The organism is Colwellia piezophila ATCC BAA-637 (assembly GCF_000378625.1).
In the GTDB taxonomy this organism is placed as follows: Bacteria; Pseudomonadota; Gammaproteobacteria; order Enterobacterales; family Alteromonadaceae; genus Colwellia; species Colwellia piezophila.
The window spans coordinates 182333-207215 of sequence record NZ_KB905167.1; the positions used below are offsets into that span (position 1 = coordinate 182333).

General features: G+C 38.7%; 22 protein-coding genes. 18 read left to right on the top strand and 4 right to left on the bottom strand.

The genetic code is table 11. From position 1 onward, the window contains the following. Positions 1-391 precede the first annotated feature (391 nt). On the top strand, positions 392-1288 hold the full coding sequence (locus F580_RS0114665; protein ID WP_019028494.1) for a LysR family transcriptional regulator ArgP: 897 nt from the start codon (positions 392-394) through the stop codon (positions 1286-1288). A gap of 257 nt (positions 1289-1545) precedes the next feature. Then, positions 1546-2577, top strand: a complete 1032-nt coding sequence (gene recA, locus F580_RS0114670) for a recombinase RecA (protein ID WP_019028495.1) — start codon at positions 1546-1548, stop codon at positions 2575-2577. A gap of 146 nt (positions 2578-2723) precedes the next feature. On the opposite strand, the gene F580_RS0114675 is transcribed toward recA, so the two are convergent. Continuing rightward, complete coding sequence (locus F580_RS0114675) at positions 2724-3212, bottom strand: FKBP-type peptidyl-prolyl cis-trans isomerase (protein ID WP_019028496.1); 489 nt, start codon at positions 3210-3212, stop codon at positions 2724-2726. Positions 3213-3242: 30 nt separating this feature from the next. After that, positions 3243-4217 (bottom strand): tRNA-modifying protein YgfZ, encoded by a 975-nt coding sequence (gene ygfZ / locus F580_RS0114680; RefSeq protein ID WP_019028497.1) that lies wholly within the window; start codon positions 4215-4217, stop codon positions 3243-3245. A 451-nt stretch (positions 4218-4668) separates the two neighbouring features. Here ygfZ and F580_RS0114685 point away from each other — a divergent pair, with 451 nt between their 5' ends. Together F580_RS0114685 and F580_RS27240 are read left to right on the top strand one after the other, a co-directional pair. Further along, positions 4669-4974 carry an FAD assembly factor SdhE gene (locus tag F580_RS0114685; RefSeq protein WP_019028498.1) on the top strand — a complete coding sequence of 102 codons (306 nt, stop codon included), beginning with the start codon at positions 4669-4671 and terminating at the stop codon, positions 4972-4974. After that, positions 4907-5398: a protein YgfX gene (locus F580_RS27240; RefSeq protein ID WP_342663221.1), complete on the top strand. Its 492-nt coding sequence runs from the start codon at positions 4907-4909 to the stop codon at positions 5396-5398. Before F580_RS0114685 ends, F580_RS27240 begins: the two co-directional genes overlap by 68 nt. A gap of 17 nt (positions 5399-5415) precedes the next feature. Here the strand turns inward: F580_RS27240 and nadB are convergent, their stop codons facing one another. Then, positions 5416-7014, bottom strand: a complete 1599-nt coding sequence (gene nadB / locus F580_RS0114695; protein ID WP_019028500.1) for an L-aspartate oxidase — start codon at positions 7012-7014, stop codon at positions 5416-5418. 236 nt (positions 7015-7250) lie between these two features. On the opposite strand from nadB, the gene rpoE reads away from it, so the two are divergent. From rpoE to F580_RS0114750, 11 genes are all read left to right on the top strand, one after another. Next, on the top strand, positions 7251-7877 hold the full coding sequence (rpoE, locus tag F580_RS0114700; protein WP_019028501.1) for an RNA polymerase sigma factor RpoE: 627 nt from the start codon (positions 7251-7253) through the stop codon (positions 7875-7877). A 45-nt stretch (positions 7878-7922) separates the two neighbouring features. After that, on the top strand, positions 7923-8633 hold the full coding sequence (locus tag F580_RS0114705) for a sigma-E factor negative regulatory protein (RefSeq protein WP_019028502.1): 711 nt from the start codon (positions 7923-7925) through the stop codon (positions 8631-8633). Between the two features lie 56 nt (positions 8634-8689). Further along, on the top strand, positions 8690-9742 hold the full coding sequence (locus tag F580_RS0114710) for a MucB/RseB C-terminal domain-containing protein (protein ID WP_019028503.1): 1053 nt from the start codon (positions 8690-8692) through the stop codon (positions 9740-9742). Further along, the gene (locus F580_RS0114715; RefSeq protein ID WP_019028504.1) at positions 9735-10214 is read left to right on the top strand and encodes a SoxR reducing system RseC family protein; all 480 of its coding nucleotides are present in this window, start codon (positions 9735-9737) and stop codon (positions 10212-10214) included. Before F580_RS0114710 ends, F580_RS0114715 begins: the two co-directional genes overlap by 8 nt. A 168-nt stretch (positions 10215-10382) precedes the next feature. After that, positions 10383-12173: a translation elongation factor 4 gene (gene lepA, locus F580_RS0114720; protein WP_019028505.1), complete on the top strand. Its 1791-nt coding sequence runs from the start codon at positions 10383-10385 to the stop codon at positions 12171-12173. Positions 12174-12263: 90 nt separating this feature from the next. Further along, a complete protein-coding gene (lepB, locus tag F580_RS0114725) occupies positions 12264-13196 on the top strand; it encodes a signal peptidase I (protein ID WP_019028506.1) in 933 nt (310 codons plus the stop codon). A gap of 28 nt (positions 13197-13224) precedes the next feature. Beyond that, the gene (gene rnc / locus F580_RS24605; protein WP_157443130.1) at positions 13225-13980 is read left to right on the top strand and encodes a ribonuclease III; all 756 of its coding nucleotides are present in this window, start codon (positions 13225-13227) and stop codon (positions 13978-13980) included. A 21-nt stretch (positions 13981-14001) separates the two neighbouring features. Beyond that, positions 14002-14919 (top strand): GTPase Era, encoded by a 918-nt coding sequence (gene era, locus F580_RS0114735; protein WP_019028508.1) that lies wholly within the window; start codon positions 14002-14004, stop codon positions 14917-14919. 13 nt (positions 14920-14932) lie between these two features. Further along, entirely contained in the window at positions 14933-15637 is a 705-nt protein-coding gene (gene recO, locus F580_RS0114740; RefSeq protein WP_019028509.1) for a DNA repair protein RecO, read from the top strand. A 57-nt stretch (positions 15638-15694) separates the two neighbouring features. Beyond that, positions 15695-16450: a pyridoxine 5'-phosphate synthase gene (gene pdxJ / locus F580_RS0114745; RefSeq protein ID WP_019028510.1), complete on the top strand. Its 756-nt coding sequence runs from the start codon at positions 15695-15697 to the stop codon at positions 16448-16450. 470 nt (positions 16451-16920) lie between these two features. Next, positions 16921-17166 (top strand): hypothetical protein, encoded by a 246-nt coding sequence (locus F580_RS0114750; protein ID WP_019028511.1) that lies wholly within the window; start codon positions 16921-16923, stop codon positions 17164-17166. Between the two features lie 107 nt (positions 17167-17273). On the opposite strand, the gene barA is transcribed toward F580_RS0114750, so the two are convergent. After that, the gene (barA, locus tag F580_RS0114755; protein WP_019028512.1) at positions 17274-20105 is read right to left on the bottom strand and encodes a two-component sensor histidine kinase BarA; all 2832 of its coding nucleotides are present in this window, start codon (positions 20103-20105) and stop codon (positions 17274-17276) included. A gap of 197 nt (positions 20106-20302) precedes the next feature. On the opposite strand from barA, the gene rlmD reads away from it, so the two are divergent. From rlmD to mazG, 3 genes are all read left to right on the top strand, one after another. Beyond that, positions 20303-21706, top strand: a complete 1404-nt coding sequence (gene rlmD / locus F580_RS0114760; RefSeq protein WP_019028513.1) for a 23S rRNA (uracil(1939)-C(5))-methyltransferase RlmD — start codon at positions 20303-20305, stop codon at positions 21704-21706. Between the two features lie 72 nt (positions 21707-21778). Next, positions 21779-23992, top strand: coding sequence for a GTP diphosphokinase (gene relA, locus F580_RS0114765; RefSeq protein WP_019028514.1), 2214 nt, complete (start codon positions 21779-21781; stop codon positions 23990-23992). 41 nt (positions 23993-24033) lie between these two features. Beyond that, on the top strand, positions 24034-24861 hold the full coding sequence (mazG, locus tag F580_RS0114770) for a nucleoside triphosphate pyrophosphohydrolase (protein WP_019028515.1): 828 nt from the start codon (positions 24034-24036) through the stop codon (positions 24859-24861). The last annotated feature ends 22 nt before the right edge of the window (positions 24862-24883 follow it).

A 24883-nucleotide genomic window follows, 5' to 3' on the forward strand; every position in this document is an offset into this window, starting at 1 on the left:
ACTCGGTAAAATTGTCAGGGGATTTAATAAAGTTAGGGGCTGTTGAACTTTCGATATTACTTTTACAGCAACATCTTTGATATTTAGGCAAGGCAGAGCATGTGAAGTGGTGTGGCTACATGAACTTGCGATAACGCCGTATAAATTTCAAACAAGTGCTGCCCTTTGGGTTCATTTAAAATGAACTTACTTCTTGTTGCTCGCTTCTCTAATAGAATAACTATGATTCAAAGCTCGCGCCGCGATTAAGTCCGTTTTAAATTGAATAAAATTTAACCCTGAAAGATCAATAGCCCCTAGTTTGCACTAATTTTTCATTTAATTATAATTAATAATATTTAACTATCATTAGTAAAACTTATGACTGAGGTTGTGAGTAATAAGAGGATTTATGGAAAATTTTGATTATAAGTTGCTTGCTGCATTAGCAGAAGTCATTGAACAACAAAGTTTTGAATTAGCGGCGCAAAAATTATTTATTTCACAATCTGCTATTTCACAACGAATTAAGGCACTAGAAGAGCATGTTGGCCAACCGGTACTTATTCGTAATCAACCCATTATTACCACGCCTGCAGGAGAGCAATTACTGAGCCACTTTAAGAAGGTTAAGCAGCTTGAGCATGAGCTAATACCATTATTATCGCCAGAAACGCCGGTAATGCCGATGAAAGTATCGTTAGCCATTAACGCTGATAGCATTGCTACTTGGTTTATTGATGCCATTACCCCAGTGCTCAAGGATCACTTAGTGGAATTAAACCTCATCATTGAGCATGAAGAGCGGACGTTAGATAAGTTACGCAGCGGTCAAGCCATTGGCGCAGTAAGTGTTATTGAGCAACCGCTCAAAGGTTATCGATCGTTCAAATTAGGTGAGATGGAATATTGCTTGGTGGCTAGCGAAGGTTTTGCACAAAAATACTTTCCTAACGGCGTTAATCAAAGTTCTCTGAAAATGGCGCCGGCAATAAGTTTTGATCATAAAGATGATATGCATGTGCGTTATATTGCTAAGCATTATAATTTAGCGGCCAGTGAGTATTATTGTCATAGCGTACGGTCGTCAGAAGCTTTTGTTGCCCTAGCAAAACAAGGTGTGGCGTATTGCTTGCTGCCGAAATTACAAATCACTCGGGAGTTACTCAGTGGGGAGCTAATTAACCTATCACCAGAGAATGAGTTAATTGAAACTTTATTTTGGCATAGTTGGGTGCTAGTTAAAGGTATTAATAAGAAAATATCACAGCAAATAGTAAAAATAGGACAACAAAAACTAGCAGGTTAGCTATTTTTTTTGAATGAAAAAAGTACTGTATGATAACGTGATTACTTGCTACAACACCTAAGTAGTAACTTTTTAATGTTAAATTAAAAAAAGTTACTATGTTAAATAAATGTCAACTTATTCAGTTGCTTGTATGTATGGTCCATTTGTTTTTGTTGGTTAGATAAAAAATATTGTAAAAGAACTTGATACTGTACGCACTTACAGTATACTTGCTTCATTAAAACGAAATAACACAACAGCTCGCGGAGTATTCAATGAAAGACGATAAAGAAAAAGCACTAGCAGCAGCCTTAAGTCAAATCGAGAGACAGTTTGGTAAAGGTTCAATAATGAAACTTGGTGATAATACCACCATGGACATAGAAACTATTTCTACTGGTTCATTAGGATTAGACATTGCACTAGGTGCTGGTGGTTTACCGTTAGGTCGTGTTGTTGAAATTTATGGCCCTGAATCAAGTGGTAAAACGACATTAACTTTAGAAGTTATTGCTCAAGCACAACGTGATGGGAGAGTTTGTGCCTTTATCGATGCTGAGCATGCACTTGATCCAATCTATGCAAAAAAACTAGGTGTAAATATTGATGAGTTACTTATTTCTCAGCCAGATACCGGCGAACAAGCTTTAGAGATTGTAGATATGCTAACGCGTTCTGGTGCTATTGATGTGATTGTAGTTGATTCTGTTGCTGCTTTAACACCTAAAGCTGAAATTGAAGGTGATATGGGCGATTCACACATGGGCTTACAAGCTCGAATGATGAGTCAAGCAATGCGTAAGCTAACCGGTAATCTTAAATCATCCAATACCATGCTTATTTTTATTAATCAAATTCGTATGAAAATTGGTGTTATGTTTGGTTCTCCAGAAACCACTACGGGTGGTAATGCATTAAAATTCTATGCTTCAGTACGTTTAGATATCCGTCGTATTGGCGCGGTTAAAAATGGTGATGAAATCATTGGTAATGAAACTAGAGTAAAAGTGGTTAAAAATAAAATTGCACCACCGTTTAAACAAGCTGAATTCCAAATTTTATACGGTCAAGGTATTAACAACTTAGGCGAATTAATTGAGCTAGGCGTTAAGCATGGTTTTGTTGAAAAAGCGGGTGCTTGGTATAGTTGTAATGGTGAACGTATTGGTCAGGGTAAAGCTAACGCGGCTAAATATTTAGATGAACATCCTGAAATGGCGAAAGATGTTGATACTAAATTACGCGATATGTTTTTATCAAAAACAGTTGAGACCGAAGATAAAAAAGTAGAAGCTGTAACACAGTAGTTTATAAAGAGTCTAAAACTAAGCTTCTATAGCTAAAAATAAGTACAAAAAAAACGTAATCTTAGACGTAAGGTTACGTTTTTTTATGGCTTAATTTAGTGGGTATTTTAGCTCTTAAGTCTTATACAGATTGGTATTAAATGTTTTTAGTGATTGTGACCACAACCGCCCTCAACGTGGACATGACCATGTTCAAGTTCTTCAGCAGTGGCTTCACGCACTTCAATAATCTCAACATCAAAACTTAAGTCTAAACCTGCAAGGGGATGGTTACCGTCAACGGTAATCTCATCATCTTGCACATCAATAACAATCACAGTTTGTTCACCATCATCTGTTGTTGCACGCAATTGGGTGCCTAAACCAAGATCTTCAACACCAGCAAGAGCTTCTCTAGGCACTGTTTGTACATAATCGTCAAAACGCTCACCGTAAGCTTGATCACAAGATACTGCAACTTCGAATTTGTCTCCCATTTTATAACCTAAAATCGCATCATCTAAGCCAGGAATTAAATAACCTGTACCTTGAATAATAGCCATGGGCTCATCTTCGTATGAACTATCAATTAATGTGCCTTCGCTGTCAGATACTGCATAGTGCATAACAACAACATTGTTTTTAGCGATTTTCATGTTTTATCCTAATGATTTTAAATATTGAGCTTATTCAGCCGCAAGGGTATACGGTAATGTTTGATTTATTATGACAGAGTCCGTTTGCGAAGCAATGCGCATTGTTGGCAGCTCACCATCGTTAGCAAGCACGGCTTGTATGACACAACTACCGTCATCTGCTTGATAATAAGCGAGGATATCGCCAGCTTTACGCCAGTTATCGCCTAATTGCTTTTCAATTTTGTCATCAGCTTGCAGCTGTGCTGTTAGTTGTACCTGCAAAGAAAATAGAGCGCGTTTATTTTTTCCTAAATACTGCATTCTAGCGACGGTTTCTTGGCCAAGGTAACAACCCTTAGTGAAACTTATACCATTAATAGCCTGTAAGTTGAGCATTTGAGGAACGTAGTGACCACTAGTACTTGCAGTTAAAATGGGAAAACCTTGGCTTATTTCTAATAAATCCCAAACTGAATGAGAGTATGTAGGAAGTGCTAACTTCTCGATGAGTACTGATATAGCGATTTCTTCATCAATGATGATATAACGAGGCTGATCACCACAAAGGTAAACTAGGCTGGTTGAGCCAACTTGTACTACCGGACTTAAACTATCAGGGACTTGCGCGAACTCTTGTTGCAATAATGAACTTGCTTCTTTACCAACCAAAGCAATAAAGCATAGCTCTTTAGCCTCATCGATATTAACCTTAGCGAAAACACCAAATTTTTTCAGTGCGTTAAGTGAATTTTCAATACCGGCTTTAGGTTGTAATAATAAATGAGCAGCAGAGCGGTTAATTAATCTAAAAACGGAAAAAACTTTTCCTTTGGCATCACAGTGAGCCCCAACAAGTAGGTTTGTTGCGGTGCTATTGTCAACATCACAAGTAACTTGTCCTTGCAGATATTTGCTTTGCTCTTCACCAGATAACGAAATTGCCCCAAATTCACTAAGTTCAATAAGGTAAGTCGCTGGTAGTTGTGCTAATGATGGTAATTGTGTGCTGATAGTAGTGGTCATATTGAACTCAATGAAAAATCGCGGCTTGTATACCCGTGACCATTCAAGATGCATGTTTCAGAGTGCTTGAGCAATTTAAATTCAAGGCGCTGTGATGAAATAATGGTTGTTCCATTATAAGTCACAGCAACGATGAAGTGATGTTGCTCAAACGCTTCTTCGATGGGTTTAAAATGACTTTATACCGCGTTTAAATAATCAAACCATAGAATGACTATGCTTAAATTATTCTCCTTGCCTAAAGCCATTTTAATTCCCACTGAAATCCTGCACTTTGATTGGTAACGGGTATATATTAAAGGTTAACTATAGAATAGGGGCGAAAATGGCAAAAACAACTAAGGTGATGGATTATATTAGTAGTAATTACTGTTTTTAATAGCTGTGCTGGCTGAGTTATTGTTACAATGCGTCCGTGTTAATCACCAGTGTTCATCAACAAGGGGTACTTATGTCTGGTAATGAAGCTTCAAGCAATGCAGTGACAAATAATGAAAACTCGACTAATATTTCAAAAGTTAATAAAGCTCGCTTAAAGTGGGCATGTCGTCGCGGTATGCTAGAGTTAGATGTATTGTTTATTCCTTTTGTCGATGAAGCTTATGATGACTTATCAATAAAAGATCAGTTTATTTTTGAACGTTTACTGACTAGTCAAGATCCTGAATTATTTGCATGGTTTATGGGGCATGAAGTTTGTGAAGATACAGAATTCAACGCTATGGTGCAATTTATACTCAAACGCGTCAAAGTATAATGTCAATGTTCGTAAATCTCGCTTAAAGCTCGCTACGTATGGTTTATTAGGGCTAATACTTAGCTTAATATTGTTAGTAAACTTTACCTATTACTATGTTCTAGCGCTAGTTATCGCGGTGATAGGCCTCATATATCTATGCTTCTTGGTAAATGTTAAACATACTCAGCCCATCATTCACTCCTTTACCTTAACGGAGAGTGGCGATATTCACCTAGATAAAAACCCGCAGCGTTATCAACTTGTACAAGTGAGTCGAGTGAGCTTTATTGGTTGTTGGTTGATTATGGTGCCAAGTGAGTCGGTACTCAGTCAGCGCAGTATTGTGGTAAATCATACCCTGAAACAGTTTTTTATATTTAAGGATAGTATTTCCGAGCAAGATTTCTCTCGTCTTGCTCGAGTGATAAAGCAGCTAAGTTAACTTTGTTCTAGTTTAGTTTAACTGGGTGATAGTATGGTTGGTTGTGCCGTTGGTAATAAGTCTGGATAATCTAAGGTGTAATGTAAACCTCTACTCTCTTTTCGCTCCATGGCACATTTGATAATGAGCTCAGCCACCTGCACTAGGTTTCTTAATTCAAGTAAATTATTACTGACTTTAAAGTTTTGATAATAATCTTCTATTTCTCTCTGTAACAACTCAACCCGATGTAATGCTCGTTCAAGACGTTTTGTGGTGCGAACAATGCCAACGTAATCCCACATAAATAATCTAAGCTCGTGCCAATTATGCTGAATGACCACTTCTTCATCTGAGTCAGTTACTCGGCTCTCATCCCAAAGTGGTAGCGTTAAGTAGCGGTTATCTTGCACTAAGCTCTCAGTGATCTCTATGGCTGCTGCTCTAGCAAAAACTAGGCATTCAAGTAGAGAGTTACTGGCTAAACGATTTGCACCGTGCAAACCGGTATATGACATTTCACCAATAGCATAGAGTTGGCTAATATCAGTTCTACCTTGATGATCAACCATAACACCACCACAGGTATAATGAGCGGCAGGCACAATAGGAATAGGTTGTTTAGTAATATCTATGCCTAAGGACATAGTTTTTTCATAGATAGTTGGAAAATGCTGCTTAATAAAGTCACTGGGTTTATGGCTAATATCAAGGTACATACAATCTGCACCTAAGCGTTTCATTTCATAATCAATCGCCCGAGCAACAATATCACGTGGTGCTAACTCTGCGCGTTCATCAAAAGCAGGCATAAAGCGACTGCCATCAGGGCGTCTTAACTTAGCGCCTTCACCGCGAAGCGCCTCGGTCAGTAAAAAGGTACCAGCAGAAGGGTGAAATAAACAAGTCGGATGAAATTGATTGAATTCCATATTGGCAACGCGACAACCTGCACGCCATGCCATTGCAATACCATCACCACTAGCAACATCGGGATTAGAAGTATATTGATATACCTTGCTAGCACCGCCAGTCGCTAAAATAGTTTTTTGTGCATAGATGCTTTCTACTTTTTCAGTATTTCTATTCCATACATAGGCGCCAATACACTGTTTTGGTTGGCTACCCGAGGAGCTAGGTTGACAAATTAGGTCGATAGCATTAAATCGTTCAAATATACGAATACGTGAATGTTGCTTTACTTGATCGGCTAACGTTGTTTGGATGGCTTGGCCTGTTGCATCAGCGGCATGTAATATTCTACGATGACTATGACCGCCTTCGCGCGTTAAGTGGTAACGGTCTTCCCCCTTAGCATTATGCTCCTTATCAAAGGCAACACCCTGGCCAATCAACCACTCTAAACAAGACTTAGCATTTTCAGTGGTAAAGCGTACGGTCTCTTCATCACACAAACCAGCACCAGCAATAATAGTGTCTTCAACATGAGCGGCAATACTATCATTCTCATCAAAGACCGCGGCAATGCCTCCTTGGGCATAATATGTAGAGCCTTCGTTTAATGGCCCTTTACTTAAAATGACGACATCAGCACTTTTAGCTAAATGTAGCGCTAAGGTTAAGCCTGCGGCGCCACTACCTATGATTAAAACATCACAATTGTTTTGTTGAGTCATGTTGAATTGGTTTAATTCTGCTGTTAAAGCGAATGTATAAGTAAATAAGATTCAGGTATTCTATAATACATAGATATAAGCTGCCAGAAATAGCGTTTAATTACCTTCTGGAAAATGTAATATCATTGCTCTACAAGCTATTTAATGAACTATTTTTAAAAAGATTGAAAATAAACAGAACTTTTTAACAATACACTAGTCTTATTTTATGCGTTTGTTTCGAGCCAATGGAAAATATGAGTAGCAATCAATTGTCAGTGTTAAAAGATATGGCTCAAAAGAGCGAACCAAATATAGATCAGCAACTTGTTGAACGGGTTCAGCGTGGCGATAAAAATGCCTTTAACCTGCTGGTAACTAAATATCAGCACAAAGTTGCTAATTTAGTGAGTCGCTATGTTAAAAATCATAGTGATGTACCAGATATAGTACAAGAAGCCTTTATTAAAGCATATAGAGCCTTGCCTAATTTTAGAGGGGACAGTGCTTTTTATACTTGGCTTTATCGGATTGCGGTCAATTGTGCAAAAAACCATAGTGTAGCGCTTGGTCGTAAACCACCAAGTAATGATGTGGAAATTGATGATGCTGAACTTTACGACGGTGGTGGTGCTTTGCGGGAGAATGCCTCTCCTGAAAAAATATTACTTACCGAAGAAATTAAAAAAATTATTTTCAGTACCATGGAATCTCTACCCGAAGATTTACGTTTAGCGATTAACTTTCGAGAAATTGAAGGGCTTAGCTATGAAGAAATAGCTACGATAATGGAATGTCCTGTAGGCACAGTACGATCACGTATTTTTAGAGCTCGTGATGCCATAGACAAGAAAATTCGTCCTTTATTACAAAGAAGTAATTAAGTCATTTGTGAAAGCAGATTTAACTAGGTGTTTTAAGGTAAATGTATGAGTGAAAATAAATCAGAATCAATATCATCATTAGTTGATAATTACTCGCCATCAGCAGACGATACGGTTAGCGCTCATTTAGTTGATAGCATGCTAAAGGACGAAAGTTTATCTAGTACCTGGCAAAACTACCATCTAATAGGTGATGTACTGCGTGATGAAGTTCAGCAGTCTTTACCACTAGATTTAAGTGAAATTATTTCGGCGGCAATTGCTCAAGAAGCTACTATATTGTCACCTAATTCCGCAGCACAGTCTTCAAACGAAAATTTACCAAAAAATAATGGCTTAGCTGCAGAGGATGACGGTCTTGTCTCCCAAATACAAGCGTCGAAGAACACTGGTGGTGTTATTGATGCGACATACCGATTTAAAGCCAGAGTTTCTGCTTTTATCAAGCCTATGGGGCAAGTTGCCATCGCCGCCTCTGCTGCTGCTTTAATGATTGTTGGTGTTCAACATAATGTTACTGATAATTTATCAGTAACACCAAGTGACGTGGTACAAACTGTACCTTTAGCGGGTTATGCCAACCCGGTAAGTTTTAATGTGCAATCACCTCAGGTTCAACACCAATCGGGTCTGCAAAAGTCAAAACAAGCAATTAATGAGCAATTAGTTGCTCAGAGAGTTGCGCAACATCAACGTTTGCAAGCTCTTTTAAAAGATCATAATCAGCAAATGAAAATAGGTAGTAATATAAAATAGCTTGATTGGCTGAATTAGTTGATAATTGCACTTTCAGCCATCATTTTTGAGAACCTATGAAATTATCGGCACTTTTTTTATTGCTGCTAAGCTTTAACGTATCGGCAATAACTACCGATACGGCCAAACTGTGGCTCGACCGACTCTCCCAGTCACTTCGTCAACTCAACTTCACTACTTCTTTTGTTGTTGTTAAAAACAATCAAGCCGAGCCTTATCATTGGCTGCATGGCATTGGTGAAAATGACCAAGAACTAGAAATACTTTCTCGCCTTAATGGACCGCGTCGTGATGTCTTACGCCAAGGTGATATCGTGAGTTATATCGAGCCGGAAATAGAGCCTTACTCTATTATTTCTGATGAGGTTCACAGTCCCATACCGACAATTTTTAGAGGAGATATAAGCGATATAGAAGAAAGTTATCGCTTTATTTCTGTTGGCCGCAGTCGAGTTTTAGGGCGTGTTGCTCAACTTGTTCGAATTGTTGCAAAAGATAAATATCGCCTCAGTTACTGGCTCTGGCTTGATCAACAAACAGGTCTGTTACTAAAAATGGCTGTGCTTAACCGTCAAGGGCAGTTACTGGAGCAAGTTCAATTTACCCATATAGAGGTAACCGACAAGTTATCTGATAATTTAGAGCAGTTACAAAACACAGAGTTACCCGCGATTATAACGCTAAATAATCAACAGAAAAATACCGCCTTACCTTGGCAGTTAGGTTGGCTTCCACAAGGGTTTTCTAAAGTAAAATCAAATCAACATAGGTTAAACAGTTATAATCAAGACACTAGTAAATCAGTAGATTTAATGCGTTTTTCTGATGGTCTAGTCGATATATCCGTTTATGTGAATCCAAGCCAGCAGACGTATAGAGAACCAGAATACGCTCATGATGGCGCAATTATGGTTTTTAATTATATTGTACAAGGGATTGAAGTGGGTGTTGTTGGTAATATACCATTAGCTACGGCGAGAAAAATTGCTGAATCAATAAAATATAGACCAATTAATGAACAGAAAAATCATGACCAGAACAAGATCCAAAGTAGTGGCAACGGTTCCGGCAATGTTCAGCATCCTGTCAGAGAAGAAAAACATGATTAAAGAGCAAGCTACTATTACTGCCATTGAGAACGGCCAAGTTACCGTTACAAGTCAAATAAAATCAACTTGTAGTGGTTGTGCGCAAGTTGATAGTTGTGGTAGTGGTCAAATTGCTAAAGCGCTGCCGCAACGAAAGCTCATGTTAACTTTACCCTATGATGTCACAACTCATGGTACCAGTTTAAAACTGGGGGGCGATGTGGTAATAGCCCTACCGGAAAAACATCTGTTATCGAGTTCCGGTCAAGTTTATTTACTGCCCATATTTGGTTTGATTTCTTTTTCCGCGGTTGGGCAGTGGTTATTTAATCAGCAAATATTACCTCATGAACTCATTGCGCTAGGTTTTGGCTTAACGGGGGGGTATTTAGGATATAGGCTTGCCAAGTTTAAGCAAAAACAGGGTGAACAGAGTGAAAATTTACAACCGAGAATAATTGAAGTTCTCTCTTCGCCAAGTCAAGGCAAATAAGTCTCAGCCTGTCACGGCTTGAAACAAAAGATATCTGAACAAAAGATAGCCCCAAGACAGTAAATTCGTTAAAATCCCTCACATTATTGCATTTAATATTTTTCCTTGATTCCTTTTCGGGATTTTAAGTTTGAAAAATAATCCATTATTTAGAGAAAATCTATAAAAATGAAGAATATACGTAACTTTAGTATCATAGCTCACATTGACCATGGTAAATCTACACTTTCTGACCGTCTAATCCAGCATTGTGGCGGTTTACAAGAGCGTGAAATGGAAGCGCAAGTACTAGACTCAATGGATATTGAGCGAGAACGTGGTATCACCATTAAAGCGCAAAGTGTGACTTTAGACTATAAAGCAAAAGATGGTGAAGTTTATCAATTAAACTTTATCGATACGCCCGGTCATGTTGATTTCTCTTATGAAGTATCACGTTCATTAGCCTCTTGTGAAGGTGCTTTGCTCGTTGTCGATGCTGGGCAGGGCGTTGAAGCGCAAACCGTTGCTAACTGTTATACCGCCCTTGAAATGGATTTAGAAGTTATACCTATTTTAAATAAAATAGATTTACCACAAGCTGACCCTGAGCGTGTTGCTGAAGAAATTGAACATATTATTGGTATTGATGCTACCGATGCGGTGACTTGCTCGGCAAAAACAGGTTTGGGCATTGAAGATGTATTAGAAACTATCGTTGCCAATATTCCTCCACCTAAAGGTGATAAAGGTGCACCATTACAAGCTTTGATTGTTGATTCATGGTTTGATAATTACCAAGGTGTTGTTTCACTGGTTCGGATAATGAATGGTGAAGTCAAAAAAGGCGATAAAATGCTGGTGATGTCTACTGGACAAGTTCACCAAATTGATAAAGTAGGAATTTTCACCCCTAAACAAACTGAAACGAGCATTTTAAGAGCCGGTGAAGTTGGTTTTATTATTGCGGGTATCAAAGAAATTCACGGTGCGCCAGTGGGCGATACTATCACTATCAGTAAAAAAGAAGCGTCTGAGCCATTAGCGGGTTTTGCTAAAGCTCAGCCACAAGTTTATGCCGGTATTTTCCCGATAAGCTCTGAGGATTATGAAAATTTTAGAGATGCACTCAACAAATTAAGCCTTAACGATGCTTCTTTATTTTTCGAACCGGAAAGCTCATCAGCGTTAGGTTTTGGTTTCCGTATAGGTTTCCTTGGCATGCTGCATATGGAGATTATTCAAGAACGTCTTGCCCGTGAATATGATCTTGATTTAATTACTACAGCGCCAACGGTAAACTATGAAATCGTATGTACTAATGGCGAGTTATTATCCATTGATAACCCAGCAGATTTGCCTGCCGTTAATAATATTGATGAGATTAGAGAGCCAATCGTTCAAGCTAATATTCTAGTACCACAAGAATTTTTAGGTAATGTGATTAAGCTATGTATTGAAAAACGTGGTGTGCAAAAAGATATTATTTATCACGGCAATCAAGTTGCGGTAACTTATGAATTACCTATGGCTGAAGTGGTCATGGACTTCTTCGATAAACTTAAATCTACCAGTCGTGGTTATGCTTCACTTGATTATCACTTTGTTCGTTTTGAAACCGCCGATATGGTTCGCGTTGATGTGATGATCAATGGTGACAGAGTAGATGCTTTAGCGATGATCACCCATAGAAACCATTCAGCCGCACGCGGTCGTTTATTAGTTGATAAACTGAAAGAGTTAATCCATCGTCAGCAGTTTGACATTGCTATTCAAGCGGCTATTGGCAATAACGTAATTGCCCGTACCACAGTAAAGCAATTACGTAAAAACGTAACAGCGAAATGTTACGGTGGTGATATTAGTCGTAAGAAGAAACTTCTTCAAAAGCAAAAAGATGGCAAGAAACGCATGAAGCAAGTAGGTAATGTTGAAGTACCTCAAGAAGCGTTCCTAGCTGTACTTAAGCTTGATAGTTAGTTCACATATTAAGTTGAATTAAGAGGTAGCGACAGCTGAGCAGAGCAAGTCGCTACTTTCTACCTAATAGGATTTTTAAATAGGAATAGTATGGCCGTTTATTTTTCGATTATTTTAGTGATCATTACCGTATTAACCGGGATGGTTTGGTTTGCAGATAAGTTTTACTTAGCACCACAACGTAAGTTGAAAGCCCTAGCCGCACAAGATATAGCGAAAGAACAGTGTGCAGCAGAGCTTACTCCACAAGCTCTTGCAACATTAATCGAGCCTTCACCACTTGTTGATACCGCCGTTCAAATCTTCCCTGTGATTGCGTTTGTATTAATCCTACGCTCTTTCTTATACGAACCCTTTCAAATACCATCAGGCTCGATGATGCCGACATTACTAGATGGCGACTTCATTTTAGTCAATAAATTCAATTATGGTTTAAGAGATCCAGTAGTAAGACATAAATTCTTAGAAAATAATTTGCCTGAACATGGCGATGTTGTTGTGTTCAAGTACCCACAAGATCCCCGAGTAGACTATATAAAGCGAGTTATTGGCTTGCCAGGCGATCGTATTATCTACCGAAACAAATCAATTTATATAAAGCGCCCTTGTACCGATACTGATGTAAAGTGTCCAGAGTTCGTGCAAATACAACAAGATTATCTTGGTAAATATCAAGGCCCTGATGCGGAATTTGGTATGAATGAGTTCGAATCTAAAATGCTTAATAAGAGCCATAAAGTGTTAAATGATAGCCATACATTACCAAGAGTTGCTCATTACTTTGGGCAAGCTGGAACTGCTTCAGATGAGTTCTTAGTACCGGCCAAACATTATTTCGTTATGGGTGATAACCGAGATAATTCATTAGATGGCCGTTTCTGGGGCTTTGTCCCAGAAGAAAATCTTGTTGGTGAAGCCGTTGCTATTTGGATGAGTTTTGATTTTAAGCGCAGTGAAGATAGTTTTTTACCTAAGTGGTTACCCAGTGGTGTTCGCTTTGAGCGTATCGGCGCTATAATTTAATATGACCAATAAAGATAATAACGTGAAAATTAATCCTCTTAACCTTGCACGATTAACCAAAAAACTTGGTTATGAATTTAATCAGCCTTCATTGTTGGTGCAAGCACTTACTCATCGTAGTGCTAAAGGCGCTCATAATGAAAGACTTGAGTTTTTAGGTGACTCCATCCTTGGTTTTGTCATTGCAGAAGCACTTTATGATAAGTTCCCAAACCATGATGAGGGTGACTTAACACGAATGCGTTCTAGTTTAGTGAAAGGCGTAACTTTAGCTGAAGTGGCTCGTGATTTTAATTTGGGCGAATGTTTAATTTTGGGTCCAGGAGAATTAAAAAGTGGCGGTCATAGGCGTGAGTCTATTTTAGAAGATGCTATTGAGGCCATTATTGGTGCAGTGTATCAAGACTCAAGTATTGAACGCTGTAAGGCGCTTATCTTAAACTGGTTTGATAAACGTTTAATGGTAATTAAACCGGGTAATGAACAAAAAGATCCGAAAACACGCTTGCAAGAGTTTCTGCAAGGGAGAAGAATCCCGCTTCCAACTTATGAAGTTATTGCTACCAGTGGGCAGTCTCATAATCAAGAATTTACCGTTCGCTGTCAAACCTCAGTGATCAGTGAAGTCGTTGTGGCGAAAGGCACTAGTCGCCGCAAAGCAGAGCAAGAAGCGGCTCAGCAAATACTTGCTTTAATTGAACAAGCGAATGAAGTAAAAAAAAACTCATCAAAGCAAGCAAAATTAATAAAGCCCCGACATACTAAAAGTAACCCAAGCAAATAAAGCAGCACGAGAAAATAAATTATGCAAAATGATACCTCACCAACCTATGCAGGCTTAATTGCTATTGTCGGTCGCCCCAATGTTGGTAAATCAACATTATTAAATGCCTTATTAGGTCAAAAAATTAGTATTACCTCTAAAAAGCCCCAAACAACCCGTCATCGTATTTTGGGGATTTTGACTGAGGGAAATAGACAGGCAGTTTTAGTCGATACTCCGGGTTTACACACAGAAGAAAAGCGTGCCATAAATAGATTAATGAACCGTGCGGCAAGTAGCTCTATTGCGGAAGTTGAAACAATTATGTTTTTAGTTGAGGGAACTCATTGGACACAAGATGACGAGTTGGTCATGTCTAAAGTGAAACAAAGTGATGCAGAGTGTATATTGGTTGTCAATAAAATAGACAATATCTCTGACAAAGATGAATTATTACCCCATCTGAAAAAATTGGGTGAAATGCACGACTTTAAAGAGATAGTCCCGATTTCAGCCAGTAAAGGCCATGGTGTCGATACCATTCGCAAATTATGTCTAGCTGCTCTTCCTGAAGGCGGTTTCTGGTTTCCAGAGGACCACATAACTGATCGTTCTAGCCGCTTTATGGCCTCTGAGATTATTCGTGAAAAACTAATCCGCTTTACTGGCGATGAGTTACCTTACTCTATTACCGTAGAGATAGAGCAATTTAAAATGGATGATAAGGGAATTATCCATATCAATGCCCTAATACTCGTTGAACGTGATAGCCAAAAACGTATGGTTATTGGTAATCGAGGCGCGAGGTTAAAAACTATCGGTCAAGAAGCTAGGCGAGATATGGAAAATTTATTTGAGAGTAAAGTCTTCTTGGAAACGTGGGTAAAAGTGAAGTCTGGATGGGCTGATGATGAACGAGCATTACGTAGTTTAGGTTACGGTGATGATTACTCTGGCTAGTTGGATGCGGTAGATGATTGAACAAAACGCATTTGTTTTACACCGTCGACCATACCGAGAAAATCAACAGTTAGTTGATTTACTAACAGAGTATGATGGCAAAGTGACTGCCCTAGTCTATGTTGGTCAATCTAAACGCTCTATTAAAAAAGGCTTAATTCAGCCTTTTTTACCGCTAAGCTTAATACTGAAGGGGCGGGGGGAGATTAAGCAAATTACTCAAATTGATGCTATCGCCAAATCTTTTGAGTTGAAAAAACATAGTCTGTTTAGTTCTTTTTATGTAAACGAATTACTTATTCGTTTACTAACAGAGCACATCCCTTGTCAGCCGCTATTCATTCAATATCAGGCTACATTAACCGCCTTGAGTCAAGGTAGAGCCATTGCTCCCCAGTTACGTCTGTTTGAACTTGCCCTTCTTGAAGAGCTGGGTTTGTCATTTGACTTTAGTCCGGTCTTTGAGCACGATGTTAAACACTTTCATTATATCGCCGAGCAAGGTTTTGTACCGGTTTATGATACTTATCAAAAAAGCAGTATTAACTGCTTCGATAAAAGTCATTTACAAGCAATTGCACAGCGAGAGACCCTATACAAAAACGGTGTTCCGACAGAAGTAAGTAATACCTTTAAGCTATTAATGCGTCAGGTTATCAATCAACTTTTAGGAAATAAACCTTTAAATAGTCGTAAACTCTTTGCGAAAAAAACGTAGTGTTTAGCTATTTATATTGTCAGAAATCATTCAAAAAAATTAACAAGAGACTAAAAAATGACGGAATTATTATTAGGTGTAAACGTTGATCATATCGCCACGCTAAGACAAGCCAGAGGTACAAATTATCCTGATCCTGTTTACGCTGCTAGTGTTGCTGAACACGCGGGTGCAGATGGTATTACCGTTCACCTACGAGAAGACAGACGCCATATTCAAGATCGAGATATTTACATATTGAAGCAAACGTTGCATACCCGTATGAACTTTGAAATGGCGGTGACTGATGAAATGGTAGCGATAGCTTGTGATGTTAAGCCAGCTTTTAGTTGTTTAGTACCAGAAAAACGTGAAGAACTGACTACTGAAGGCGGTTTAGATGTTGTGGGTCAATTAGATAAAATTACCAAGGCAACGCAGAAATTAACGGCTGCAGGTATTGCGGTAAGTTTGTTTATTGACGCTGATAAAGCGCAAATTGATGCAGCGTTAGCCAGTAAGGCTCCTTATATTGAGATTCATACCGGGCATTATGCTGATCTGACTTCAGAGGACGAGCAACAACTAGAGCTAGAGCGCTTAACTACAGGGATAAAGTATGCCCATAGCCTAGGACTAAAAGTTAACGCGGGTCATGGTTTAAATTACTTTAATGTTAAGCCGATTGCTGCTATTAAAGAAATTCTTGAGCTAAATATCGGTCATGCCATCATTGCGCGTGCTGCTATTGATGGTTTAGACAAAGCCGTTCGAGATATGAAGCAGTTGATGTTAGAAGCAAGAGCTTATACCCAAGCTACATCAAGAACCTAGTTTCAGGACGGCTGAGCGACTCATAATCAAGACGCGCATTTTATTAATGATTATTCAGGAGAATATTCTCAAGATAATTGCTCCTGCATTATCTTAATAAGGTACTTCCTGTACCGTCTGCATTCTCTATTAAGCTGCATCCATGCAGCGTCCTTAATTACCTACGCAACGATGAATATGGATTGCTCATGCGTCTCCGTAGCACTGGTTGAGAAACGTTTTATCCATCGTTATTGATTTCGACAAGGTAATAAACATTCTCTTCAATCAATAACTTACCTAAAGACGTTTCTAACTCCAGCTGAATCCTGAATCTTGAGGTTGTTTGGGTATACAATAGCTAGTTTACCAACGCAGTATTAGTAGCGATTAAAAAAACACTCATTTATTTATCTTTGTATAAATTATAGTCTACACTTTAGGGACGAAGGTGCAGAAAGGAATCGGCATGCAGATAAGTGAGGTCGAACATGCAGACACAGATGAAACCAGTGCTCGAGCGAAGAAGGGAGGTTCCTGAGCAGTCAGTATGGTGGAATAAACTATCATTGGCACAAAAATTTTCGGCTAGTAGCCTTGGAAAGTTCGGCTATGAGCTGACTTTTGTTCGTAATGAAAACGGCCACAGTTTAGCTGTATTGCAATGTAGTGGCGGTGTCGCAGTGATTGCAGAGGACGGAGATATAGACACTTCGCCAACCATAGTGATACGCTAATATCACTGAATAATGGCGGCCCAGTTCGTGAATATTTAGCCAAATAGTTAAATCTAAAGCAACAGTTCATGTTGCTTTTTTTATTGGTTTTGTCTAAATACTTATACTCACATAGCACTAAATTCTTTTAGGGCTTCAGGTACGGCAAAGAGCACCTGTTCAATGTGTTCAAAAAATTCTAAAAATTCAGGTTCAAGCTCCTCTAAACTTAAGCCCATCTTTAACTGTGTTTCTAATTGGATAGTGATTTTAGCTAAGTTTGGTGCACCAGTATAACAACAAGCGCCGTTTAATTTGTGAACTAATTGCTTAATTAAGGTGATATCCTGAGCATCAATAGCGTCGAGGATATTTTGCTGAGTTTCAGGTAAGCTTTCTACTAAGCCCAAAAACATTTCTTTGGCTAAATCAGCTTTATTAGCGCTTCGATAAAGGGCTAATGGCCAATCAATGACTTTTTCAATGGCCCTTACATCATTCAGCTCTGCAGTAGGTATAATGGGGTTGACCAAGTGATTAAAGTCACAGTACTCATAAATAATATGACGTAACATAGCTTCATCAATGGGTTTTGTCATATAAGCATTAAAGCCTTGCTGATGCATTTTTTCTTTCTCACCACTTAATGCGTGTGCAGTAACAGCAATAATTGGCGTGTCGTTATTCATCGAAAGTTTCTTTATTTCTTTAAGTGTACTGATGCCATCCAATATAGGCATTTGGATATCCATAAAAATAAGGGCAAAGGTTTCTTTTTTACAGAGTTCAATAGCTGAAAGGCCGTTATCTGTTATCGTTACTTGAGTAACTTGCTCCAACAACAAGGCATTAATGAGCTTTAAGTTAGCCTCATTATCATCCACCGCTAACACTTTAATCGGCAGTATTTGTCCTATTGGCGCATTTAAGATAAGTTTCTCAGTACTAGCCTTTATCGTCGGTTGTAATACTTTAACCAAACCGCTCGGTGTTAACGGTTTACTCATACAGCTAACAGCACCACTGGCTATGAGAGCTTCTTGTAAACTTGGCGAGTTACTGTTTATTGCTAAGTGTATATCGCCAGTGATTGGCAATAACTTCGCAATAGTTTTTCGTAAATCACTTAAGGCTGTAGCGGTGTGATTGTGGCCAACCAAGGCATAGTCAAAACGTTTCTGTGCTTGGTTACTGTGAGTAAGCACTTGGGATAATTGATGCTTGTTAATAACACTTGTTACCCGCATTTTCAGGTGTTTCAATATATTTTTAGTGGCTTCTCTACTATGATTATTTTCTTCGTAGTAGAGAACGGTCTTGTTCACTAAATGCTGATTATCTAATTCGAGCATTAATGGCATAGCATTAATTTCACATTGAAAAGTAAACCAAAAACTCGAGCCATGGTTTTTCTCACTGCTAAAGCCAATGTCTCCAAGCATTTCTTGCGCTAGTCGCTGGCAAATAACCAAACCTAAGCCAGTTCCTCCGTATAAACGAGTAATACTTTGATCTGCTTGAGTAAAAGCATCAAAAATAGTTTGCTGTTGTTTCTCCGTCATACCAATACCGGTATCTGTGACAGTGACTTTAACTTTGATGTTTTTTTGGTTGTCCTCGACAAGGTTGATGTCGACGGCAACAAAGCCTTGTGGGGTGAATTTTATCGCATTGCTGATCAAGTTAGTGATGATTTGTTTGATTCGCATCGTATCACCGACAAGCGAGTCCGGTAACTCTTGTGCTATATCGATAGATAGTTCTATGTTTTTCTTATGCGCAGCAGGGGCTAATAGCGTTAAAGTATCTTCAAGAGTCTCTCTTAATGAAAAAGGAATATTTTCAATAACCATTTTTCCAGCATCTAATTTGGAAAAATCTAGAATATCATTAATAATCGCTAATAAGTTATTAGCCGAACGATCAATCGTTTGCAGGTAATCACGTTGGTTTTCGGTGAGGGGTGTTTTTAATACTTGTCTGGTAAAGCCAATAACGCCATTGAGTGGTGTACGTAACTCATGGCTCATATTCGCTAGAAATTCTGATTTTACCCTATTTGCTTCCTGCGCCTTGCGTTTAGAAATACTCAGTTCGACGTTTTGTATTTCAAATTGCTCTAAACTTTCTCGTAAATCTATAGTGGCTTGATCTATGCTGGCATTCATCTCATTTTGGTAGCTATCAAGTGATTGAGCCATGGCATTAATACCATTTTTTAAAAAATTGAGTTCACCAATAAGTTGACCACTCACTCTACTTTCCAACTTTCCTTCTTTAATACGTTCAATAGCTTGAACCATAGAATTGATAGGCTTAGTTACTTTTTTAATTAGCTTAATAGCAAAGATCGCGCTGATTAAAGAGCCAAGCAATGCAAATGCAAAAGCGATCAAAACTTGGCTTTGTTGCTTGAAATTTAGATGGTCCTTGTCGATTTGTATCGCTATGTAGCCAATGGGATATGGCTTAGAGCTATTGAAAGTAGAGTAAGGTCGAAAATTATTATTGCTTGTCACGTTTTTATTGCTTTGTGCGTTAAGGTTTTCCTCAATAATAGGCGTTCTAAAAATAATGTAATCGTCTAAACTTTCCATGATGGTATGACTCGGTAGCTCTGCACCTGCTTTAAGTCTCATTAAATGGGTATCACCATGGTAGGAACTGGCAGCAAATACTTGATTATCACCGGTAAAAACAACAATGCTCTTAACTATGTTTGATTGGGTACGGTGAGTAAAGTCTATTAATTGGCGAAGTTTATCTCTGTCGTTATTAAGTAAGGGGTCTTTACTGGCAATGGCAACGGGCTCTATGATGCTTTTAGCACGTTGTTCTAAGAAGTCATTTAACTCAACTGAACGACTATAAGAGAAATAACTAGCCAAGCCAAAACTGATCAAGGTGGTTGGCAGGATAGTGAGTATGATAACCCAGTCTTTTAGACTTATTTTATGCATTTTTTGTTGAACTTTTATGGTGAGTTTAGGGTAAAATACCCACTTAAATAATTAGCTATCTAATTGATGATCCAAGTTAACATAAATAATCACATAAGCTGTTATAAATTTATCGCTTGGATGGTCGAGCTAATTCAAAAATAAGCACTTTTTAACTTTACTTGTTAAGTAAAGTTAGCGTTAGATTTAAGGTACAAATGGCAAATTTTTATAAAGCATCAGTAAAAGCAAAACAGTCAAACCAACTCGTGATGGTGAGTGTTGATAAACTCGATATAAATGGTGTCGGTGTTGCCCGTTGGCAAAATAAACCGCTCTTTATTGCTGGCGCATTACCCAATGAAATGGTTAAGGTGAAAGTTATCGAGCAAAAAAATAAATATGCTCGAGCTAAACTCATTTCAATTAGCAAGCAAAGTGATAGTAGAGTTACACCTCATTGTCAGCACTTTGGTGTTTGTGGCGGCTGCGATTTACAGATGCTTAGTATTGCCGAACAGCTAGACTTCAAGAAAACCAAAGTGAGTGAGCTATTCTCGCGCAGCTTCAGTGCACAACAAATAGTTAATAAACTTGAAGCTAAAGACCTACCTTGGCAAGACTCAATAGTCGGTACTGCGTGGAACTATCGTCGTAAAGCGCGTATCGGGGTACAATTCGACAAGAAGTGCCAAGCGACTATTGGTTTCAGACAAAAGTTGACCAACCAGTTAGCCTCTATCAAGTCATGTCCGGTACTCGTTGAGCCACTTAATGCTATTTTTCCCTTACTAAAAAAATTATTGGCGCAACTGACAGTAAAATCTTCTATCGGCCATATAGAAGTGATTCAAGCAGATATTATTAAGACCAATTCTCCAGAGAAAATCCAAACAGATAATCAAGTTGTCTTGGTCATAAGACAACTAAGACCGATGAATAATTCAGATGTTGAGCTTTGGCAATCTTATGCTCAGCAGCATTGTTGGCATGTCATTGTTGATGATGGTAATGAGCAATTCACGCTCGGTGATATAAAAGCGAGTAGCGCGGTTGAGCTTTCTTATACATTAAAAGATAAAAACAAAATTTACTTTGCCAGTAATGATTTTATTCAAATTAACCATCAGGTTAATAATGCCATGATAAGCCAGGCCTTAGCTTGGTTGGATATTTCACCTACCGATAACGTATTGGATTTATTTTGTGGGCTCGGAAATTTTAGTTTAGCGTTAGCGAAAAAAAGCAAAAGTGTTGTTGGTGTTGAAGGCGTACAAGTTATGGTTGATAAGGCGTGTAAGAATGCCGAAGTGAATAGCATTAATAATTGTCAGTTTTATCAGGCAGATTTAAACAGTCATTGGTTGTTAGAGCCGTGGGTGAAAGCAACAGTTTTTGATAAAGTGTTGCTTGATCCAGCCAGGGCTGGCGCTGAACAAGCGGTTGCACAAATTGCACAACTAAAAATACCTAGCGTTTTATATGTCAGCTGTGATCCTGCAACTTTAGCCAGAGATAGTGCAATACTTGTTTCTCAAGGTTATAAGCTTGAGAAAATATCATTGATGGATATGTTTTCACAAACAAAGCATGTTGAGACTATGGTATTATTTACTCAGTAAGGCTTAAGGTTAAACTTTACTTAACTAGCTATTAAATAACATTAAATCCGCCTAAAAGATAAAGGAACACTCATGGTTTCCGTGCGTAAATCACATCAAATAACAGGGCAGAGCTTTGAGCAACGGTTAACCGGCTTAAGCTTAACCGATGTTAAAGCTAACGCTTTGTCAGCTTTATGGGTTCAAGTGTCCCATTGTTATCAGCATGAAACGGCTCAAAAGTTAGCGTTACTTAATAAAAGCATGGAAATGGTGGAGATTCTAAGTGGCTTAAACTTAGATACAGACTCATTAGTCGCGGCTTTCATTTCGCCGTTATTAGCCCATGATATTATTAAAATAGAGTATGTTAAAGAACATTTTTCCAAAGATATTTTAATGCTTTGTCAAGGCGTTGAACAAATGGCTGCCATTAAAGCGCTACGCCAACAAAGCAGCCAATCAACAGGTCAAGCACCACAAAACATAGATAATATTCGTCGCATGTTATTAGCGATGGTGGACGATGTTCGTGCTGTCGTTATTAAGTTAGCTGAACGCCTATGTGATTTGCGTGATAAGAAAAATAGCGATGAAGAAACACGGGTACTGGCGGCAAAAGAGAGTGCTAATATCTATGCGCCTCTAGCGAATCGTTTAGGAATAGGGCAGTTAAAGTGGGAACTTGAAGATATTTCGTTTCGTTATCTTCATCCTCAAGTCTATAAAAAAATAGCCAAACTCTTAGACGAGACTAGGCTTGAACGAGAGCAGTATATGGCCAGCTTTGTTGGTCACTTATCTAATGAACTAGATGACTTAGCTATCAATGGTGAAGTTTATGGCCGTCCTAAACATATCTATAGTATCTGGAAGAAGATGCAGCAGAAATCCCTTGGCTTTGAAGAGCTATTTGATGTTCGCGCGGTGCGTGTCGTGGTTGAAAAAGTCCAAGATTGTTATTCTGCCTTGGGCATTGTTCACACCCAGTGGCCACATATTGCCAAAGAATTTTCTGATTATGTAGCAACGCCAAAAACCAATGGCTATCAATCAATACATACGGTGGTTTTAGGGCCGCAAGGCAAGTCAGTCGAAGTACAGATTAGAACCAAGCAAATGGATGATGATGCAGAGCTTGGCGTTGCTGCACATTGGCGCTACAAAGAAGGTAATGCCAGCGGTAAAAGCAATAGCTTTGATGATAAAATTGGTTGGTTAAGGAAAATATTACAGTGGCAAGATGATGTTAGCGAGAGTGGCGAGATACTTGATGAATTACGTAGTCAGGTATTTGAAGACAGGATCTATGTATTCACCCCCAGTGGTGATGTGATCGATTTACCTATGGGAGCTACCCCGTTAGATTTTGCTTATTATATTCACTCTAATGTTGGTCATTGCTGTATCGGGGCAAAGGTGTTTGGCAAGATAGTACCTTTTACTCATCAATTGCAAACCGGTGATCAAGTAGAAATCCTGACGAGTAAAGAGCCGAACCCAAGTAGAGACTGGCTAAATCCTAATTTAAACTATATATACTCTTCACGTGCCCGAGCAAAAGTTCAGCACTTCTTTAAATTACTCGATAGAGATAAATACATTGCTCAGGGTAAAGAGCTCTTTGATAGTGAAATTGCTAAACATGATTTAGACGCTATCGACATGCTCGGTGCAGCAAAACGCTTTAATATGAAAGCGATTGATGATCTATATGCTGCCATCGGCACAGGTAATGCAAGATTGCAGCAAGTTATTAATCACTTTACCCAACTTGATAGTAAGTTAAAGCCGCAAGCTGAAATCGATCCCCAAAGTCTAGTAAAACAGAGTCCGGTGAACAAATCGCTAGCGCAAGAGGATGATGGTATCACCGTCTCTGGTGTTGGTAATTTACTTACTCATATGGCGAAGTGTTGTCAGCCAGTACCTGGAGATACAATTTCAGGCTTTATTACTCAAGGACGTGGCATTTCGGTACACAGACAAGACTGTGAGCAACTTGCTAATGCCCTCAATTTGCAACCCGAGCGTTTAGTTGAAGTACAATGGGGCAGTGAGCATAAGCATAGTTACCAAGCGACAGTACAAATTATTGGTAGCGATAGGCAAGGCTTATTACGCGATATCTCGACTATTATTGCCAACGAAAGAGTCAGTATCGTAGGTATGGATAGTAATACCGATAAAGCCAAACAGACGGTGAGCATGAACCTGAAGTTAGAAGTCTCTAGTAGTGAGTTGTTAGCACGGGTCTTAGATAAATTACGCCAACTAGACGATGTAACCCAAGTAAGACGCCTTTAATTAATACGGTTATTACCAGTGAAATTGATAAGTAAATTATTATGTTAAATGAACAAGCCTCAATAGAAAAATTACGTTGGATCATGACAAAATTACGTGATCCTTTGACCGGGTGTCCGTGGGATCTTAAACAGGATTTCGCTTCTATAACGAGTCATACTTTAGAAGAAGCCTATGAAGTAGTCGATGCTATTGAACAAGGTGATTTTGTCGAGCTTGAAAAGGAGCTAGGTGACTTACTTTTTCAGGTGATTTTCTATAGTCAGCTCGGTCAAGAGCAGCAGTACTTTAATTTTGATTCAGTTATTGCTGCCATTTGTGAAAAGCTTATTCGCCGCCATCCTCATGTCTTTGCTCAAGCGAACCTACAAACAGATGAGCAAATAAAAGCTAATTGGGAAAATGAGAAAATACTAGAAAGAGAGCAGAAAAATAAGCAACACCTGGGCAGTCATAATAACTTAAGTATCTTGGCTGATATCCCGAAAAACTTACCTGCATTATCGCAAGCGGCAAAAATTCAGCAGCGCTGTGCGCATGTTGGGTTCGACTGGGATAATAAATATGATGTCTTCGCTAAAATTGAAGAAGAAGTGCAAGAAGTCAAAGAAGAGTTAGAGGCTGATACCATCAATGAAAAAGCGCTTGCTGAAGAGTTAGGTGACTTAATGTTTGCGGTAGTCAATTTATGTCGCCATGCCAAGCAAGATCCGGAAACCTTACTTAGACAGGCAAATAAAAAATTTACTAAACGCTTTAATGGCGTAGAAGAACAAGTAGCAACATCGGGAAAAAGTTTTACCGCACATGATTTAGCCGAACTAGAAAACTATTGGCAGAATGTTAAAATACAAGAAAAGAAAGTATAGGACATTTCCTCGATACTTTATG

Bases quoted from the DNA above. Each gene is read 5' to 3' on its own strand.
- F580_RS0114715 (WP_019028504.1), top strand. From the start codon at position 9,735: ATGATTAAAGAGCAAGCTACTATTACTGCCATTGAGAACGGCCAAGTT.
- relA (WP_019028514.1), top strand. From the start codon at position 21,779: ATGGTTTCCGTGCGTAAATCACATCAAATAACAGGGCAGAGCTTTGAG.
- pdxJ (WP_019028510.1), top strand. From the start codon at position 15,695: ATGACGGAATTATTATTAGGTGTAAACGTTGATCATATCGCCACGCTA.
- era (WP_019028508.1), top strand. From the start codon at position 14,002: ATGCAAAATGATACCTCACCAACCTATGCAGGCTTAATTGCTATTGTC.
- F580_RS0114675 (WP_019028496.1), bottom strand. From the start codon at position 3,212: ATGAAAATCGCTAAAAACAATGTTGTTGTTATGCACTATGCAGTATCT.
- F580_RS0114685 (WP_019028498.1), top strand. From the start codon at position 4,669: ATGTCTGGTAATGAAGCTTCAAGCAATGCAGTGACAAATAATGAAAAC.
- rpoE (WP_019028501.1), top strand. From the start codon at position 7,251: ATGAGTAGCAATCAATTGTCAGTGTTAAAAGATATGGCTCAAAAGAGC.
- mazG (WP_019028515.1), top strand. From the start codon at position 24,034: ATGTTAAATGAACAAGCCTCAATAGAAAAATTACGTTGGATCATGACA.
- ygfZ (WP_019028497.1), bottom strand. From the start codon at position 4,217: ATGACCACTACTATCAGCACACAATTACCATCATTAGCACAACTACCA.
- F580_RS0114750 (WP_019028511.1), top strand. From the start codon at position 16,921: ATGCAGACACAGATGAAACCAGTGCTCGAGCGAAGAAGGGAGGTTCCT.
- lepB (WP_019028506.1), top strand. From the start codon at position 12,264: ATGGCCGTTTATTTTTCGATTATTTTAGTGATCATTACCGTATTAACC.
- rlmD (WP_019028513.1), top strand. From the start codon at position 20,303: ATGGCAAATTTTTATAAAGCATCAGTAAAAGCAAAACAGTCAAACCAA.
- F580_RS0114665 (WP_019028494.1), top strand. From the start codon at position 392: ATGGAAAATTTTGATTATAAGTTGCTTGCTGCATTAGCAGAAGTCATT.
- barA (WP_019028512.1), bottom strand. From the start codon at position 20,105: ATGCATAAAATAAGTCTAAAAGACTGGGTTATCATACTCACTATCCTG.
- nadB (WP_019028500.1), bottom strand. From the start codon at position 7,014: ATGACTCAACAAAACAATTGTGATGTTTTAATCATAGGTAGTGGCGCC.
- F580_RS0114705 (WP_019028502.1), top strand. From the start codon at position 7,923: ATGAGTGAAAATAAATCAGAATCAATATCATCATTAGTTGATAATTAC.
- F580_RS27240 (WP_342663221.1), top strand. From the start codon at position 4,907: ATGAAGTTTGTGAAGATACAGAATTCAACGCTATGGTGCAATTTATAC.
- lepA (WP_019028505.1), top strand. From the start codon at position 10,383: ATGAAGAATATACGTAACTTTAGTATCATAGCTCACATTGACCATGGT.
- F580_RS0114710 (WP_019028503.1), top strand. From the start codon at position 8,690: ATGAAATTATCGGCACTTTTTTTATTGCTGCTAAGCTTTAACGTATCG.
- recO (WP_019028509.1), top strand. From the start codon at position 14,933: ATGATTGAACAAAACGCATTTGTTTTACACCGTCGACCATACCGAGAA.
- recA (WP_019028495.1), top strand. From the start codon at position 1,546: ATGAAAGACGATAAAGAAAAAGCACTAGCAGCAGCCTTAAGTCAAATC.